A 16,960-nucleotide genomic window follows, 5' to 3' on the forward strand; every position below is an offset into this window, starting at 1 on the left:
CAACGATCCCACCGTTCGGGACCCACCTCAGCGCTTGACGTCCGTCGCGCCCTCGTCGTCGAGGTGCTCGGAGGCGTCGTTGGGTGCGGGAGCGTCGGGGGCCAGCGGCGCGTCCGAGGCGTCGATCTCGGCGACCTCCTCGGTGGGTCTCCCCGCGCGGGCCAGCGCTGAGACGCCGGTGTTCAGCACCGCGACGAGCGGCACCGCGAAGAGGGCACCGACGATCCCGAAGACGGTCGCCCCGCCCGCGACGGCGAGGATCACGGCCAGCGGGTGCACGGCCACCGCACGGCCCATGAGGAAGGGCTGCAGCAGGTGGCTCTCGACCTGCTGGACCAGGATGATCACGCCGAGCATGATCAGCGCGACGACGGGCCCCTGGGCCACGAGGGCGACGAGCACGGCGACGATGCCGGACAGCAGGGCCCCGACGATCGGGATGAACGCACCCAGGAACACCACGAGCCCGAGCGGCACCGCGAGCGGCACCTGCAGGATGGCCGCCCCGATCGCCACTCCCGCGCCGTCGACGAAGGCGACGATGACGGTGGCGCGCATGTAGTGCACGAGGGTCAGCCACGACGAGCGCGCGGCGTCGTCGAGGGGGTCACGGGCCGGCTGCGGCAGGAGGTGCAGCAACCAGGACCAGATCCGACGGCCTTCGAGCAGGTAGAAGAACGTCGCGAACAGGGTGATGAAGAAGCCGGCCACGAGGTGCCCGGCCGTGGTGGCGACCGAGGTCGCCCCCGAGACGATGGCGTCGCGGTTGTCGGAGATCGCCGTCTCCACCTGGTCGACGTAGCCCGAGATCGACGACGACGACAGGTGCAGCGGGCCGCTGGAGAGCCAGCGCTCGACCTCGCCGACGCCCTCGGTGGCGGAGTCGGACAGGTCGCCGAACCCGCTGGCGGCCTGGGTGGAGATGAGCGTGACGAGACCGGCGACGATGGCGAGCGCCAGCAGCAGGATCACGAGCGCGGCGACGGGACGCGGCACCCCCACGCGGTGCGCGCGGCCGACGAGCGGCCCGAGCAGGGCGGTGATGAGCAGCGCCACCAGGACGGGGATGAGGATCTCGCTGACGAAGCTCAGACCCTTCGCCAGGACGTAGACCGCGGCGACGACGGCGAGGAACCGCCAGGACCACTCGGCCGCGAGGCGCAGCGCCGGCGACACGTAGGGGCGGGACGGGTGGTGGACCGGGTCGTTGCCCGGGCGGTCGACAGCGCGTTGCACGGGATCATCCTGCCCCCCGGTGGGCCGCTCAGCCCGTGCTGGGCGCGAACACCGGTGCGCATCGTCGCGACCGGACGTAGGTTTCACCTCGTGAGCACCAGTGAGATTCCCACGCTCCCCCTCGAACCCCCTGCCGAACTCCCCCGCACCCTCGGCGCGCTCCGGGCCTCCGGGCACCGCCACGTCGGGGTCAAGCAGGAACTGCGCACCAACCTCGTCGCCCGCATGCGGGCGGGTGAGGACCGCTTCCCCGGTGTCGTCGGCTACGAGGACACCGTCGCGCCCGAACTGGAACGGGCCCTGCTCGCCGGCCACGACGTCGTCCTGCTCGGCGAACGCGGCCAGGGCAAGACCCGGCTGCTGCGTTCCCTCGTCGGTCTGCTCGACGAGTGGACGCCCGTCATCGAGGGCAGCGAGCTCAACGAGCACCCCTACGCACCCCTCACGCCGGCCTCGCGGCGCCGGGTGGCGGCCGAGGGCGACGACCTGCCGGTCGCCTGGTTGCACCGCTCGCTGCGCTACGGCGAGAAGCTCGCCACCCCGGACACCTCCGTCGGTGACCTCATCGGCGACGTCGACCCGGTGAAGGTCGCCGAGGGTCGGGCCCTGGGCGACCCGGAGACGATCCACTTCGGCCTGGTGCCCCGCACCAACCGCGGGATCTTCGCCGTCAACGAACTCCCCGACCTCGCCGAACGCATCCAGGTGTCGCTGCTGAACGTCCTGGAGGAGCGCGACATCCAGGTCCGCGGCTACCAGCTGCGGTTGCCGCTGGACCTGCTGCTGGTGGCGAGCGCGAACCCCGAGGACTACACCAACCGCGGCCGGATCATCTCGCCGTTGAAGGACCGCTTCGGGGCCGAGGTGCGCACGCACTACCCGCTGGAGGTGTCCACCGAGATCGACCTCGTCCGTCAGGAGGCCGACGTCGTCGCGGAGGTGCCGGAGCACCTCCTCGAGGTGATCGCCCGGTTCACCCGCGCGGTGCGCGAGTCGCCCGCCGTCGACCCGGCCTCCGGCGTCTCGGCCCGGTTCTCGATCGCGGCGGCCGAGACGGTTTCCGCGGCCGCCCTGCGCCGGCACGCGTTGTCCGGCGAGACCGGGGACCCCGTCGCCCGCGTGGGGGACCTGCACACCGTCGTCAGCGTGCTCGGCGGCAAGGTGGAGTTCGAGCAGGGTGAGGAGGGCCGGGAGGTCGAGGTCCTCGAGCACCTGCTGCGCACCGCGATCGCGGAGACCTACCGCTCGCTGCTGGGCGGGGCCGAACTGTCCGGGTTCTCCGAACTCGTGACCGAGGGTCGCACCGTCGAGACCGGTGACCTGGTGCCGGCGGAGAAGCTGCTGGAACAGGTCGGGACGATCGCGGGGCTCGCGCACGTCCTGGACCGGTTGGGCTTGGCAGACGCCACCGCGGGTCGTGCGGCGTCGGGGGTCGAGTTCGTCCTCGAGTCCCTGCACCTGACGCGGCGTCTCGACAAGCTCGTCCTCGACGACGGCCGGACGGTCTACGGCAGCTGAGCCTGCCTGGCCCGGTGGGCCACGAGCGCGAAGGTCAGGCCGATTCCGAGGGCGATGAGGTGGCCCACCGCGGTGAAGTCCGGCGCGAGGGCCAGGATCGCGACGAGTGCGGCGGCGGGCAGCAGGACGTAGGGCAGCCGCACCCGTCGCGGCACCCTGGCCGCGAGCAGACCGATGACGCACGCCAGCCCGTAGCTGACCCCGACGTCGGGCGCGTGCGCGACGCCCGGGTCGAGTCGGCCGTGGGTCAGCTGGGCGGCGAGCACCACGGCGACCGTCAGGGTGGCGCCGACGTGGCCGAACCCGAACGCCAGCAGGGTGGGAACCCGGCCCAGCCACCGGGTGCAGGCGGTCAGGGCGATGACGAGCGGGACGAGGATGAGCAGGCCCGCGCCGTCCGGGACGACGATCGAGGACAGCAGCAGCACCCGGAACGGGAACCGGCGCAGGTTCGCGAGGTTGGTGCTGGAGTCCTGGACGAACGCCACCTGGTCGCGGTCCGGCTGGAACTGCAGGGCGGCGAACACCACGAGGACGACGACGGCGTAGACCAGGGCGATCTCGGCACCCCGCAGGTGACGACGGAGGGGGCGCACCCACCCAGTGTGGACGCGCCCCCTGTGAGACTCAGTCGTTCTGCGGGAACCCCAGGTTCAGGCCGCCGTGGCTGGGGTCGAGCCAGCGTTCGGTGACGACCTTGCCGCGGGTGAAGAAGTGCACGCCCTCGACGCCGTGGGCGTGGGTGTCGCCGAAGAGCGACTGCTTCCAGCCTCCGAAGGAGAAGTACGCGACCGGGACGGGGACCGGCACGTTGATGCCGATCATCCCGACCTGGACCTCGTTGCGGAACTTCCGCGCGGCCCCGCCGTCGTTGGTGAAGATGGCGACGCCGTTGCCGTACTTGTTGGCGTTGATGAGGTCCAGACCCTCGGCGTAGCTCTCGACGCGCACGACGGAGAGGACCGGCCCGAAGATCTCGTCGGTGTAGATCGACATGTCGGTGCCGACCTTGTCGAAGAGGGTCGGCCCGAGCCAGAAGCCGTCCGCGGCAGCCTCGTCGTCCTGCGCGTCCGGGACGACCTCGCGGCCGTCGATGACCAGTTCCGCGCCCTCGGTGACGCCGGCGTCGACGTAGCCGGTGACCTTGTCGCGGTGGGCGCCGGTGACCAGGGGGCCCATGTCGCACCCGCGCCGGCCGTCACCGGTGCGCAGGGTCGCGACGCGTTCCTTGATCTTGGCGATGAGCTCGTCGGCGACCGAGTCCACCGCGACGAGGGCGGAGACGGCCATGCAGCGTTCCCCGGCGGAGCCGAACCCGGCGTTGACGGCCGCGTCGGCGGCCAGGTCGAGGTCGGCGTCGGGCAGGACCAGCATGTGGTTCTTCGCACCGCCGAGGGCCTGGACGCGCTTGCCGTGCGCGGTGCCCGTCTCGTAGACGTACTTCGCGATCGGGGTGGAACCCACGAAGGAGACGGAGGCGACGTCGGGGTGGGTCAGCAGACCGTCGACGGCGACCTTGTCGCCGTGCAGGACGTTGAAGACACCGTCGGGCAGCCCCGCGTCCTTCCAGAGCCGGGCGATGAAGTTCGCCGCGGAGGGGTCCTTCTCGCTCGGCTTGAGGACGACGGTGTTGCCGGCCGCGATGGCGACGGGGAAGAACCACATCGGGACCATCGCCGGGAAGTTGAACGGCGAGATGATCGAGACGACGCCCAGCGGCTGGCGGATGGAGTAGACGTCGATCTTGGTGGAGGCGTTCTCGGTGAACGCGCCCTTCACCAGGTGGTTGATGCCGCAGGCGAGTTCCACGACCTCCTGGCCGCGCGAGACCTCGCCGAGGGCGTCGGAGACGACCTTGCCGTGCTCGGAGGTGATGATCTCGGCGAGCTCGCCCTTGCGCTCGTCGAGGAGCTGGCGGAACTTGAACAGGATCGTGGTGCGCCGCGCGAGGGAGGTGTCGCGCCAGGCCGGGAACGCGGCCTTGGCGGCGGCGACGGCGGCGTCCACGTCCTGCGGCGAGGCGAGGGCGACGGTCTTGGTGCGCTTGCCGGTGGCCGGGTCGTAGACGTCCGCCGCTCGGTCGCTGGAACCGTTCGTCGCGGCACCGGAGATCCAGTGCGGCACGAGCGGTAGGTCCAGCGCACCAGCGTCGGCGGTGGTGCTGGCGGTGGTGGTGGTCACGAAGCCCTCCTCGGACGTCATCGGCGGGACGACTCCCGCCAAGGTGTCGAACGCGGCCCATCATGCCACCCGGACGACCCCCTTTGTCCAGACAAACTGTCATGGAAATCAGGGGTCGGGCGACGCTCCGTCGAGAAGCCCGTGGCGGATGTCCGAGGTCGGACGTAGCTTCTGAGGCGTGGCAGGACGTGATGCGGGCGGTCGGGACAGCTGGAGCAGGCGACGCGGCGGACGGTACCGCTACGGCGAGTGGGCGGGCGGCCCCGACCCGCTGGCCCCGCCCTACGACGTCCGGGCGGCGCTGGACGAGGTCGGCCAGCAGGTCCTGCGCGGTGGATCGCTGCGCGACGCCCTGCGCGACCTGCTGCGCAACGGCCCCGACGGCCGCTCCGGCATGGACGACCTGCGCGCCCGGGCCGCCCGGATGCGTCGTGACGCGGCCCGCCGCGGGGACCTCGACGGCGCCCTGACCAAGGCCCGTGCCCAGCTCGACCAGGCCCTCGCCGCCGAACGCGACGAGCTCTCCGGCCGCGACGGCGACGACGCCCGCTTCAGCGAGGCCCGCCTCGACGCGCTCCCCCGCTCCACCGCCCAGGCCGTCCGCGACCTCGAGGACTACCAGTGGGCCAGCGAGTCGGCCCGCCAGCAGTACCAGCAGATCCTCGAGAGCCTGCGCAACGACGTGCTCGACCAGCAGTTCCGCGGCATGAAGCAGGCGCTGGAGAGCGGTGACCCGTCCAGCGTGCAGGCGCTCAAGGACATGATGAGCGACCTCAACGACCTCCTCGCCAAGAAGGCCCGGGGGGAGGACACCCAGGCCGACTTCGACGAGTTCATGGCCAAGCACGGCGACACCCTCGGCGAGGAGGGCATCGAGAACCTCGACGACCTGGTCGACTCCCTCGCCCGCCGCGCCGCGGCGGCGTCGCGGTTGATGCGCTCGCTCTCGCCGCAGCAGCGCGACGAGCTGTCCTCGCTGATGCAGCAGGCCATGGGCGACGACGTCGACCTCCAGGCGCAGATGTCCCAGCTCAACGACAACCTGCGCGCCCTGCGCCCCGACCTGGACTTCTCCCGCGGGGAACGGGTCCGCGGTCAGCGCGGCAGCGAACCCCTCGGCTACGGCGAGGCGGCCGACGCGCTGCAGGACATCTCCGAGCTCGACGACCTGCTCGACCAGCTCGGCCAGGAGCACCCCGGTGCGACGCTGGACGACGTCGACGTCGACACCCTGGAACGCCAGCTCGGCCGCGGCGCCGCCGACGACCTGCGCCGGTTGCGCGACCTCGAGCGGGAACTCCAGCGGCAGGGGTGGCTGTCCCGCTCCTCCGAGGGACTCACGCTGTCCCCCAAGGCGTTGCGCCGGCTCGGCCAGACGGCGTTGCGCGACGTGCTGGGTCGCCTCGACGCGGGTGGTCGCGGCGACCACGACAACCGCGACGCCGGTGCGGGCGGTGAACCGACCGGGTCCACGCGGGGCTGGGAGTTCGGCGACGAGCAACCCCTCGACGTCGTCCGGACCGTCTCGAACGCGCTGAAGCGCGGTGCGGCGCAGGGACGCACGGGGGCGGTGAAGCTGTCCTGGGAGGACTTCGAGGTCGTCGAGACCGAACGTCGCGCGGGGGCCGCCGTCGCGCTGTGCGTCGACCTGTCGTACTCGATGGCCGCCGAGGGTCGCTGGGGTCCGATGAAGGAGACGGCGCTGGCGCTGTCGCACCTGATCTCGACGAAGTTCCCCAACGACGCGTTGCAGATCATCGGGTTCGGGCTGCACGCGCAGCCCATGACGGTCGGCGAACTCGCCGAGGTCGAACCCGACTTCGTGCAGGGTACCAACCTGCAGCACGCGCTGAGCCTGGCCCGCCGCCACGTCCGGCGCCACCCCGACGCCGAACCCGTCGTCCTCGTCATCACCGACGGGGAACCCACCGCCCACCTCGACGACACCTACGGCACCCCCGAGGCGGTGTTCCAGTGGCCGCCGACGCAGGCCACCATCCGGGCCACCGTGCAGGAGGTCGACCAGCTCACCCGGTTCGGCGCGACGATCAACCTGTTCATGCTCGGCGAGGACCCGGGGCTGCGCCGCTTCGTCGAGGCCGTGGCCCGGCGCAACGGCGGGCGGGTCCTCTCCCCCAGCCCCGAACGGCTGGGGCAGTACGTCGTCGACGACTACCTGCGCTCGCGGGCCGGGCGACGGGGGAACCGCCGGGCCTCCTAGAACCCGCTGGTCCCCACCGGGAGGGGTGTGCCACGGTGCTCGGGTGAGCAGCGCCGCCCGCGTGGTCGAGGTCGTCCTCCCCCGCCGGCTCGGGACGGGTTTCCGCTGGCTCATCGCCTCCAGCTGGGCCGGCAACCTGGGCGACGGGCTGGCGCTCGCGGCGGGGCCGCTGCTCGTCGCCTCCCTCACCGACGACGCGTTCCCGGTCGCGTTGGCCGCGCTCGCGGCGTGGCTGCCGCCCCTGCTCTTCGGTCTGGGGGCCGGGGTGCTCTCCGACCGGGTCGACCGGCGCCTGATCGTGCTCACCGTCGACGTCGTGCGGGCGCTGGTCCTGGTGGCGTTGGCCGTCGTCGTCGCGACCGGGAACGCGGGCATCCCGCTCGTCCTCGGCGCGCTGTTCCTGCTCGCCACCGCCGAGGTCTTCGCGGACAACACCGCGAGCACGCTGCTGCCGGTGCTCGTCGCCCGCGACGACCTGGCGGTCGCGAACGCCCGCATCCAGACGGGTTTCGTGACGGTGAACCAGCTGGCCGGCCCACCGCTGGGCGCCCTGCTCTTCACGCTCGCCCACGCGACCCCGTTCGCGGCCCAGGCCGGGCTCTGCGCCCTCGCCGCGGTGTTCGTCGCCCGGATGCGCCTCCCCGCGCGGGACGCGGAACGCGCGAGCACCACGCCCTGGCACGACGTCGCGGAGGGGATCCGCTGGACCGCCCACCACCCGGCCGTGCGGGTCCTCGTGGCGACGATCTTCATCTTCAACGTCACCTTCGGCGCCGCCTGGTCGGTCCTCGTCCTCTACGCGCGGGAGCGGATCGGGCTCGGCGAGATCGGTTTCGGCCTCGTGACCACCGTCGGAGCGGCCGGCGGCATCGTCGGCGTCCTGGCCTACGGCTGGATCACCCGCCACGTCTCCCTGGGCAACCTCATGCGGATCGGGTTGGTGGTCGAGACGTTCACCCACCTCGGCCTCGCGCTGGCCCGGACCCCGTGGGTGGCGCTCCCCGTGTTCTTCGTCTTCGGCGCGCACGCGTTCGTCTGGGGCTCGACGTCGATCACCGTGCGCCAGCGCGCCGTCCCGCACGGGTTGCAGGGCCGGGTCGGCGCCGTCAACACCGTCGGGACGTTCGGTGGTCTCGCCATCGGGAGCGGGTTCGGAGCCGTTCTGTCGCAGCACTTCGGCGTGACCGCGCCGTTCTGGTTCGCCTTCGCCGGGTCGGCGGTCTTCGTCGTCCTGATCTGGCGGCCGCTGCGCCACGTGGCCCACGGCGACTGACCCACGGCGGCTGGGTGGGCGGCTGGACGGGTGGGATCGTTGCCTCCCCGGGGTCGCTCAGCGTCCTCGGGGAGGCAACGATCCCACGTGCGACTCAGCCCAGCGCCTGCGCGAGGTCGGCGACGAGGTCGTCGGCGTCCTCGATCCCGACGGAGAGCCGGACGAGGTCGTCGGGGACCTCGAGGAGCGAACCCGCCACCGAGGCGTGGGTCATCCGGCCGGGGTGCTCGACGAGGGACTCGACCCCGCCGAGGGACTCCCCCAGGGTGAACAGTTGCGTGGCCCCGCAGACCCTCAGGGCGTCCTCGACCGAGGCCAGGCGGAAGCTGATCATCCCGCCGAAGCGCTTCATCTGCCGGGCGGCGACGTCGTGGTTGCGGTGCTCGGGCAGGCCCGGGTACAGGATCCTCGTGACCCGCGGGTGGGACTGCAGGAACTCGACGACGCGTTCGGCGTTGTCGCAGTGGCGTTCCATCCGGACGGCGAGGGTCTTCAGCCCGCGCTGGACGAGCCAGGAGTCGAAGGGACCGGGCACCGCGCCCAGGGAGTTCTGGTGGAAGCCGATGCGCTCGGCGAGGGAGTTCCCCCGCCCGTCCTCGCCGTCGCGCACGACGACGGCCCCGCCGACGACGTCGGAGTGCCCGCCGGCGTACTTGGTGGTGGAGCTGATCACGAGGTCGGCGCCGAGGGTCAGCGGCGTCTGCAGGTAGGGCGTCGCGAAGGTGTTGTCCACGACGAGCAGGGCCCCCGCGGCGTGGGTGATCTCGGCGATGGCCGCGATGTCGCCGACGGTGAGCAGCGGGTTGGTCGGCGTCTCCAGCCACACCAGGCGGGTCCGGCCGGGCTGGACGGCGGCGCGCACGGCGTCCAGGTCGGCCAGGTCGACCGGGGTGTGCTCCACGCCCCACGGTTCGACGACCCGCTTCACCAGCCGGTAGGTGCCGCCGTAGGCGTCGTTGGGGATGACGACGTGGTCGCCGGGCTTGAGCAGGGCCCGGAGGATCCCGTCCTCGGCGGCGAGACCGGAGGCGAAGGCGAACCCGGCGGCCCCCTGCTCGAGGGCGGCGAGCTGGGTCTCCAGCGAGGCGCGGGTCGGGTTGCCGGAGCGCGAGTACTCGTAGCCCGCGCCGAGCCCGGTCCGCAGCGCGCCGACGCCGTCCTGCTTGTAGGTGGAGACCTGGTAGATCGGCGTCACCACGGCCCCGGTCGAGGGATCGGCCTCCTGGCCGGCGTGGATGGCTCGGGTGGAGAAGCCTGGCAGCTGCGCATCAGTCACGAGGACAAGACTAGGGAACGTCCGGGCCGCGACCGTGGTTGAGGAAGACACGACGGCGGAGAAGGAGCTGGTGACGTGCTGTTCGGCAACCCGTTCAAGACGACGATGGTGACCGCGGACGAGGCCCTCAAGGGCTCGGAGACGCGACGCTTCGAGGTCCCGACGACCCACACGGTCCTCGGTACCCCGCTCGAAGGCCCGTGGCCCGAGGGCACCGAGGTGATCTCGTTCGCCATGGGCTGCTACTGGGGCGCGGAGCGCATCTTCTGGCAGGTCCCGGGCGTCGTGACGACGGCGGTGGGCTTCCAGGGTGGCTTCACGAAGAACCCGACCTACGACGAGTCGACGACCGGGCGCACCGGCCACGCCGAGACGGTCCTGGTCGCCTACGACCCCACCCGGGTCAGCCCCGAGGTCCTGCTGAAGACGTTCTGGGAGAACCACGACCCGACCCAGGGCTTCCGCCAGGGCAACGACCGCGGCACGGAGTACCGCTCCGCGATCTACACGACCACCGACGAGCAGTGGGACGCCGCGCAGAAGACGCGCGAGACGTTCCAGCGCGAGCTCAGCGAGCACAAGCACGGCCAGATCACGACGGAGATCCGCAAGGCCTCCGACGCGGGCCCGTTCTGGTACGCCGAGGACTACCACCAGCAGTACCTGGACAAGGTCCCCAACGGCTACTGCAACCACGGTCCGAACGGTCTGACCTGCCAGATCGGTCTGGTCTCGACGGGCGACTGACCCGTTGACGCCACGAGGGGACGGTGCCCGTGGGCACCGTCCCCTCGTGTGCGTACGCCCCCCAGCGCATGCTCGGCCACCCGTCCCCCCGGCGGGGTGCCTGCGACGATCCTCGCAGAGGGGGGTGCCTGGTCGGCACCATCCGCACACCCCCCTTTCGGGGTGCACCGTCGTCCCCACCCGGCAGCAGGCGGTCCAAGATCCCGGTAGCCTCGGCCCGGAAGGAGGACCGACGTGACCATCTTGCGCATCGCGGCGGTCGACGACCACCCCGCGCTCCTCACCGGTCTCCAGCTCGAGCTGGCCCGGCTGGACGCGGCCCTGCAGTTCGTCGCCACCGCACCGACCGTCCCCGACCTGCTGTTCCAGCTGCAGGGGGCCCCCGGGCCGGACGTCGTCCTGCTCGACCTCAGGTTGGGCGACGACTCGCGCCCGGCGGACAACGTCCGCTCCCTCCTCGAGGCCGGCAGCCGCGTCCTCGTCTACACCGAGGGACGCGCGCACGCCGAGGCGCTGGAGGCGTTGCAGGCCGGCGCCCAGGGCGTCCTGCTCAAGGACCGCCCGGTGGCGACGGTCGCCGAGGCGCTGCGGTCCATCGCGGACGGCGACACCCTGCAGTCCGCCGAGACCGCGGCCGCGCTGCAGGTCGACGAGACGCTCACGTCGCACCTGTCCCCGCAGGAGCGACGCGTCCTGGAGCTGTACGCGGGGGGCATGCCCGCCCGGTCGGTGGCCCTGCGCCTCGGCGTCACGCTCGAGACGGCCAAGAGCTACCTGAAACGGATCCGCGCGAAGTACGCGGCGCTGGACCGGCCCGCCTACACCCGCATGGAGCTCTACCGCCGTGCGGTCGAGGACGGCGTCCTCGCCCCGCTGGCCTCCCCCGCCCCGGGTCTCCGTGACCTGCGGGACTGACCTGAGGTGACGCGCCGCGGCGTCCAGCGCCTCCTGGCGCTCGTCCTGGCCCTGGGTCTGGTCTCGGTCGCGCCGACCGTCGTGACGAACCTGCTCGCCGGGCGTTCGCAGTTCCCCGTCGCCTGGTCCGCCTCGATCTGCGCCGGCTACCTGGTGATCCTGGCGGTGCTGCTGACCCAGGCCGTCCGCCGGGGCTCCTGCCAGGTCCCCGCGTGGGGCCTGGTCGTCCTCGGCGACCTGGCCCTGGCCGGCTACCCGCTGCTGGCGACCCGCGCCGACGACGACGTCCCGTGGGTGCTGGCGCTCTCCGCGCTGACCGTGGGCGCCGGTGCGGTGGCCGCGCCGTCGCTGAGGGGGACGCTGGGGCTGACGGTCCTGCACCTCGCCCTGCGGGGGCTGCTGCAGGTCAGCGGCGTCTGGTTCGTCGCCCCCGACGTCGGCGTCCTCGAGGCCGTCGGACTGCTCGTCGTCGCGATCGCCGTGTCCGTCGCCGTCCAGGCCGTGCACGACGCGGCCCACCAGGTCGGGTCGGCCCGCACCACCGCCGATCGCGCCGCGGCCGCCGCGGCCGCGGCCCGCGCGGTGGAGCTGGAGAACTCCCACTGGGACGGCATCGTGCACGACGACGTGCTCGCCTCGCTGTCGTTGACCGCGCACGCCCGCGACGACGTCGCCGACCGGGTGCGCGCCGCGGCCGCCGCGGAGCGGGCGCTCGTGAGCATCGACGCGGGTTCCCCCGGTCTGCGCGACCCGGCACCGGTCGGGCTGGGAGAGACGGTGTCGCGCCTGCAGGACACCGTCCTCGCGCTGCACCCGCAGGCGGTGCTGAGCACGCCACGGGTCCCCGTCGGCCGTCTCGCCCCGGAGACCCTCGAGGCCCTCGTCGCGGCGACGGCGGAGGCCGTGCGCAACGCGGTGCGGCACGGGTCGTCGGCGGGGGCTGCGCCCACCGTCCGGGTCCGGATCCGCGCGGACGTGCCGCGGGGCCGCCTCAGCGTCGAGGTGCGCGACGACGGGGTCGGGTTCGACACCCGTCGCGCCACCCCCCGCCTCGGTCTGGCGGTCTCGGTGCGTCGGCGTGCCGACGTCGTCGGCGGCCGGGCGCTGGTGCGCTCGGTCCCGGGGGTCGGCACCGTCGTCCTGCTCGGCGTCCCGTTGCTGGACGTCACCGCCGAGGTCGTGGGGTGACCGGGGTCCAGCGGGCCTGTCTCATCGGCACGGTCATCTGGCTGTTCTCGCACGGGCCGCTGGTGGCGCTGCTGTCCCTGCACCAGCACCGGGCGCCCGCGCTGTCGCTGCTGGCCCTGACCGTCGTCCTCGTCGTGAGCGCCGTCGCGGTCCGTCCCCTGCTCGGGCGGCCGCTGGACCTCTCCACCCGCGCCGCCCTGGGGATGGCGCTCGTCGTGCCGCTGAGCGGGCTGGCCGTCACCCCGTTCCTCGACGAGTCGTTGTGGCGCACCTACGGCGACTACTGGCCGGGACTGACCCAGATCGTCGTCGCCGCGCTGGTGATGCGTCGGCAGTGGCTGCCGGGGCTGATCGCCGAACTCGCCTCCGCCGCGGTGCTCGGTGTCCTCGTCGCCGGCTCCGACCTGCCGGACCGGGCGGTGGTGTTCGCGGCGCTGAACCAGCCGGCCATCGTCTGGTTCACCGCCTCGGTCGGGGTCCGGTTCGTCTTCGACCGCACCGCCCGCGACGTCGCCCGCTACGACGCCGACACCGGACGGGCGACCGCCGCGCAGGCGAGCACGCAGGCCCGGGACGCGAGCGCCCGGGAACGCCGCGAGGACCTGGAGCACGGTGTCGTACCGCTCCTGCGCCGGGTCGCGATGACCCGGCCCGAGGCCCCGACGTGGTCGTTGCTGTCCCGGGGCGCCCTGGTGCTGGAACGGCAGCTGCGCGACGACCTGCGCGCCCGCGAACTCCTCGACGACACCGTCCGGGCCAGCCTGCGCGAGGCCCGGGCGCGCGGCTGCACCGTGGACGTCGTCGACGACCGCGGCACCGGGGTCGAGGACCCACCCGAGTTCGTCGCCGCCGTGCGGGCGGTCCTGGCTCCCGCGCTGCGGGTCTGCACCGACGCCCGGGTCACCCTGCGCCTCACCCCGGGCGGGCGGCACGCGACGTTGTCCGTCGACGGTTCCGCCGCCGACGCCGACGCGGTGGCGACGTCGTTGCGGGCGGCGGAACTGCGCGGGACCCCGCTCACGGTGGAGACGGAGGTCGACCTGCTCGACGGGGCAGGTTCGCTCTGGGCGGACCTGCGCCCACCCCGCTGAGGCCCCGCGCGGGTGGGGCTCAGACGGGGAAGCCGTGGACGGCGAGGTAGTCGCGCAGTCGACGCGCGGCGAGGTCGGGGTCGCCGAGGACGCCGGCCTCGTCGGCGAGGCGGAACGTCTCGGCCTGGTGCACGGCGCTGCGGGCGGAGTGCAGACCCCCGACCATCGCGTACCCGGGCTGGCGGCCGTCCAGCCAGTTCAGGAAGGCGATCCCGGCCTTGTAGTAGGGCGTGGGCGCCCCGAACACGTGCCGCGCCAACGGGACCGTCGGGTCGAGGGCCGCCCGGAACCCGGTGACGTCACCGGCGTCGAGGCGGACCAGGGCCGCGGCGGCGACGGTCGCGATGCCCGCGAAGATGCCGAGCAGGGCGTCGGAGTGGAACTGCCCGTCGCCCTGGATGAGGTCGGGGTAGTTGAAGTCGTCGCCGGTGTAGAGCCGGACCCCCTCGGGCAGCCGGGCGCGCAACGCCTTCTCGTGGTCCGCGTCGAGCAGCGACACCTTGACCCCGTCGACGTGGGAGGCGTTGGCCCGCACCAGCTCGACGAAGGTGTCGGTCGCCGCGGCGACGTCGCGCGAGCCCCAGTACCCGGCCAGCGCGGGGTCGAACACCTCCCCCAGCCAGTGCAGCACGGCGGGCCGGCGGACCTGGGACAGCAGGCCGGAGTACAGCGCGAGGTACTCCTCCGGGCCCTGGGCGCTCGCGGCGAGGTGCCGGCTCGCCATGAGGATGGGCTGGGCGCCGGCGTCCTCGACGATCGCGAGCTGTTCCTCGTAGGCGGCGCGGACGACGTCGAGGCCGTGCGGGCCGGGGGCGAGCTGGTCGGTGCCCACCCCCGCGGCGATGGCGCCGCCGACGGCCGCGGCCTCGGCGGCGCTGCGGCGCACGAGTTCCGTCGTCGCGGCGAAGTCGAGGCCCATCCCGCGTTGCGCGGTGTCCATCGCCTCGGCCACCCCGAGACCGAGCGAGAACAGCCGGCGCCGGAACGCCAGCGTCGCGTCCCAGTCGAGGTCGGCGACCGCGCCGGGGACGTTCTCGGCCCCGGCCCGGGGGACGACGTGGGCCGCGGCGAAGACCGTCCTGGACCGGGCCGGGCCGGACGGGACCTCCCACGCGACGGGTTCGTGCACGGCGTGCTCGACGAGTTCCACGGAACCGTCGCTGCCCCGACGGGGCAGTCGGAGCACCTGCCCCGTCCGCGCACGCCCCTGCGTCAGCGTGGTCACAGCGACAGCTCCGTGATCTCCACGCGCCGTCCCTGCGCCGAGGACTCCAGTCCGGCCTGCGCGAGGCGCACACCCCGTGCGCCGGAGAGGAAGTCGTAGGGGTGGGGGGTGTCGGCGACGACGTGGCGGACGAACTGCTCCCACTGGACCTTGAACCCGTTGTCCACGGGTTCGTTGTCCGGGACGACGGCCCAGTCGTCGCGGTAGCGGTGCTGCTCGGGCAGGTCGGGGTTCCAGACGGCCTTCGGGGTCACCGAACGCGGCTGGACCCGGCAGGAGAACAACCCGGCCACGGCGCTGCCGAGGGTCCCGTCGACCTGGAACTCGACGAGTTCGTCGCGGTCCACGCGGACCGCCCACGAGGAGTTGAGCTGGGCGATGATCCCGCCCTCGAGCTCGAAGATGGCGTACGCGGCGTCGTCGGCCGTGGCCTTGTACGCCTCGCCCTTCTCGTCGTAGCGGACCGGCACGTGGGTGACGGCCTTCGCCGTCACGGCCTCGACGGGGGCGATGGTCTGCTCCAGCACGTAGTTCCAGTGGCAGAACATGTCGGCCACGATCCCGCCGCCGTCCTCCGCGCGGTAGTTCCAGCTGGGGCGCTGCGCGGGCTGCCAGTCGCCCTCGAACACCCAGTACCCGAACTCCCCGCGGACGGAGAGGATCTCGCCGAAGAACCCGGAGTCGACGAGGCGCTTCAGCTTCCGCAGCCCGGGGAGGAAGATCTTGTCGTGGACGACGCCGTTCTTGACTCCCGCGCGGGCGGCGGCGCGGGCGAGTTCGAGGGCTCCCTCGACGCTCTCCGCGGTGGGCTTCTCGGTGTAGACGTGGCGGCCTGCGGCGATCGCCTGCAGGATCGAGCGTTCGCGCGCGGAGGTCACCTGCGCGTCGAAGTAGAGCGGGTAGTCGTCGTCGGCGAGCGCCGCGTCGAGGTCGGTCGTCCAGTGCTGCAGGTCGTGACGTTCGGCGATCTCGCGGAGCTTGTCCTCGGAACGCCCCACGAGGAGGGGTTCCAGCTGGACCCGGGAACCGTCGGGGAGTTCCACCCCACCCTGTTCGCGGATGGCGAGGACGGACCGCAGCAGGTGCTGGCGGTACCCCATCCGGCCCGTGACGCCGTTCATGACCACACCGAGGCGGTGCACCATCGCTGCCTCCAAGAGAGTTCGGGAATGCGCTTTCCAGAGGCTAGGCCAGGGCGGTCGCCCCGTGCAAGGATCCGGACGTGCTGGTTCCCGGGTTGTGCTCGATCACGTACCGACAGCTCGACGTCGACGGCGTCCTGGAGCTCGCCGCGGCGGCTGGGCTGTCCTGCGTGGAGTGGGGCGGTGACGTCCACGTGCCCGTCGGCGACGTCGCCACCGCGGCCGACGTGGCGCGGCGCACGGCCGACGCCGGCCTGGCCGTCGCCTCCTACGGCTCCTACCACCGGGCGGGCGTCCACGACGACGCCGACGCCGTCATCGCGACGGCGACCGCCCTCGGCGCGCCCCGGATCCGGGTCTGGGCCGGCGACCAGGGGTCGGGCGAAGCCAGCCCGGTGGACCGCCTGCGGGTCGTCGCCTCGCTGGCCGAGACCGTCCGGCGTGCCCACGACGCGGGCGTCGAGATCGGCACGGAGTCCCACGGCGGCACCCTCACCGACACCACCGACTCGACCCGGCGCCTGCTGGCCGAGGTCGACGAACTCGTCGGCGCCCGCACCCTCACGACGTACTGGCAGCCAAGCGTCGACGCGGGCGAGGACGCGGCCATCGCCGAACTCGCGGCGCTGGTGGACCGGGTCAGCACCGTGCACGCGTTCTCCTGGTGGCCCGGCACGACCCGGCTCCCCCTGCGGTCCCGGCACTCGCTGTGGCACCGGGCGTTCGAGCTGGTGCGGGCGGCGGGCGGTGACCACGACGTGCTCCTGGAGTTCGTCCCCGGTGACGACCCCGACCTGCTCGCGGGCGAGGCGGCGACGTTGCGGGGGTGGTTGAACCCGTGACCGTCGACGCGGTTCGTGGAGGTTTCTCCCACGTCCCACGAAGATCACACAGTCGCTGCTAGGTTCCGGCCCAGCCGTTCGGGGGACCGGCAGCCTGCAGCGTGC

The 16,960-nt window shown here is 72.9% G+C and carries 14 protein-coding genes; 8 read left to right on the forward strand and 6 right to left on the reverse strand.

Annotated features, from left to right (window positions below; genetic code table 11):
- Positions 1 to 27: 27 nt before the first annotated feature.
- Positions 28 to 1,236 (reverse strand): AI-2E family transporter, encoded by a 1,209-nt coding sequence (locus ACFQ46_RS07945; RefSeq protein ID WP_380258868.1) that lies wholly within the window; start codon positions 1,234 to 1,236, stop codon positions 28 to 30.
- A gap of 90 nt (positions 1,237 to 1,326) precedes the next feature.
- On the opposite strand from ACFQ46_RS07945, the gene ACFQ46_RS07950 reads away from it, so the two are divergent.
- Positions 1,327 to 2,754, forward strand: coding sequence for a sigma 54-interacting transcriptional regulator (locus ACFQ46_RS07950; protein WP_380258870.1), 1,428 nt, complete (start codon positions 1,327 to 1,329; stop codon positions 2,752 to 2,754).
- On the opposite strand, the gene ACFQ46_RS07955 is transcribed toward ACFQ46_RS07950, so the two are convergent.
- Both ACFQ46_RS07955 and ACFQ46_RS07960 read right to left on the reverse strand, forming a co-directional pair.
- Entirely contained in the window at positions 2,742 to 3,350 is a 609-nt protein-coding gene (locus ACFQ46_RS07955; protein WP_380258872.1) for a rhomboid-like protein, read from the reverse strand. The two genes, ACFQ46_RS07950 and ACFQ46_RS07955, sit on opposite strands and share 13 nt — an antisense overlap.
- 31 nt (positions 3,351 to 3,381) lie before the next feature.
- Positions 3,382 to 4,956, reverse strand: coding sequence for a CoA-acylating methylmalonate-semialdehyde dehydrogenase (locus tag ACFQ46_RS07960; RefSeq protein ID WP_380258874.1), 1,575 nt, complete (start codon positions 4,954 to 4,956; stop codon positions 3,382 to 3,384).
- A gap of 157 nt (positions 4,957 to 5,113) precedes the next feature.
- Here ACFQ46_RS07960 and ACFQ46_RS07965 point away from each other — a divergent pair, with 157 nt between their 5' ends.
- Both ACFQ46_RS07965 and ACFQ46_RS07970 read left to right on the forward strand, forming a co-directional pair.
- Entirely contained in the window at positions 5,114 to 7,156 is a 2,043-nt protein-coding gene (locus ACFQ46_RS07965) for a VWA domain-containing protein (RefSeq protein WP_380258876.1), read from the forward strand.
- Positions 7,157 to 7,199: 43 nt separating this feature from the next.
- Complete coding sequence (locus ACFQ46_RS07970) at positions 7,200 to 8,429, forward strand: MFS transporter (RefSeq protein ID WP_380258878.1); 1,230 nt, start codon at positions 7,200 to 7,202, stop codon at positions 8,427 to 8,429.
- Positions 8,430 to 8,523: 94 nt separating this feature from the next.
- Here the strand turns inward: ACFQ46_RS07970 and ACFQ46_RS07975 are convergent, their stop codons facing one another.
- Positions 8,524 to 9,705, reverse strand: coding sequence for a cystathionine gamma-synthase (locus ACFQ46_RS07975; RefSeq protein WP_380258880.1), 1,182 nt, complete (start codon positions 9,703 to 9,705; stop codon positions 8,524 to 8,526).
- Positions 9,706 to 9,810: 105 nt separating this feature from the next.
- Between ACFQ46_RS07975 and msrA the strand changes: the two genes are divergently transcribed.
- The 4 genes from msrA to ACFQ46_RS07995 all read left to right on the forward strand — a co-directional run bounded on the left by msrA (position 9,811) and on the right by ACFQ46_RS07995 (position 13,646).
- Complete coding sequence (gene msrA, locus ACFQ46_RS07980) at positions 9,811 to 10,452, forward strand: peptide-methionine (S)-S-oxide reductase MsrA (protein ID WP_380259226.1); 642 nt, start codon at positions 9,811 to 9,813, stop codon at positions 10,450 to 10,452.
- A 234-nt stretch (positions 10,453 to 10,686) separates the two neighbouring features.
- Positions 10,687 to 11,367, forward strand: a complete 681-nt coding sequence (locus ACFQ46_RS07985) for a sigma factor-like helix-turn-helix DNA-binding protein (protein WP_380258882.1) — start codon at positions 10,687 to 10,689, stop codon at positions 11,365 to 11,367.
- A 6-nt stretch (positions 11,368 to 11,373) separates the two neighbouring features.
- Positions 11,374 to 12,555, forward strand: a complete 1,182-nt coding sequence (locus ACFQ46_RS07990) for a sensor histidine kinase (RefSeq protein WP_380258884.1) — start codon at positions 11,374 to 11,376, stop codon at positions 12,553 to 12,555.
- Positions 12,552 to 13,646 carry a hypothetical protein gene (locus tag ACFQ46_RS07995; RefSeq protein ID WP_380258886.1) on the forward strand — a complete coding sequence of 365 codons (1,095 nt, stop codon included), beginning with the start codon at positions 12,552 to 12,554 and terminating at the stop codon, positions 13,644 to 13,646. Before ACFQ46_RS07990 ends, ACFQ46_RS07995 begins: the two co-directional genes overlap by 4 nt.
- A gap of 19 nt (positions 13,647 to 13,665) precedes the next feature.
- Here the strand turns inward: ACFQ46_RS07995 and ACFQ46_RS08000 are convergent, their stop codons facing one another.
- On the reverse strand, positions 13,666 to 14,823 hold the full coding sequence (locus ACFQ46_RS08000) for a dihydrodipicolinate synthase family protein (RefSeq protein ID WP_380259227.1): 1,158 nt from the start codon (positions 14,821 to 14,823) through the stop codon (positions 13,666 to 13,668).
- Positions 14,824 to 14,867: 44 nt separating this feature from the next.
- On the reverse strand, positions 14,868 to 16,016 hold the full coding sequence (locus ACFQ46_RS08005; protein WP_380161319.1) for a Gfo/Idh/MocA family protein: 1,149 nt from the start codon (positions 16,014 to 16,016) through the stop codon (positions 14,868 to 14,870).
- A gap of 77 nt (positions 16,017 to 16,093) precedes the next feature.
- Between ACFQ46_RS08005 and ACFQ46_RS08010 the strand changes: the two genes are divergently transcribed.
- Positions 16,094 to 16,855, forward strand: coding sequence for a sugar phosphate isomerase/epimerase family protein (locus tag ACFQ46_RS08010; RefSeq protein ID WP_380258889.1), 762 nt, complete (start codon positions 16,094 to 16,096; stop codon positions 16,853 to 16,855).
- Positions 16,856 to 16,960: the final 105 nt, after the last annotated feature.

Source organism: Kineococcus sp. GCM10028916, from assembly GCF_042674865.1.
Taxonomy (GTDB): Bacteria; Actinomycetota; Actinomycetes; order Actinomycetales; family Kineococcaceae; genus Kineococcus.

Excerpts from the sequence above, each read along its gene's own strand:
- ACFQ46_RS07960 (WP_380258874.1), bottom strand. The coding sequence starts at position 4,956 with ATGACGTCCGAGGAGGGCTTCGTGACCACCACCACCGCCAGCACCACC.
- msrA (WP_380259226.1), top strand. The coding sequence starts at position 9,811 with ATGGTGACCGCGGACGAGGCCCTCAAGGGCTCGGAGACGCGACGCTTC.
- ACFQ46_RS08005 (WP_380161319.1), bottom strand. The coding sequence starts at position 16,016 with ATGGTGCACCGCCTCGGTGTGGTCATGAACGGCGTCACGGGCCGGATG.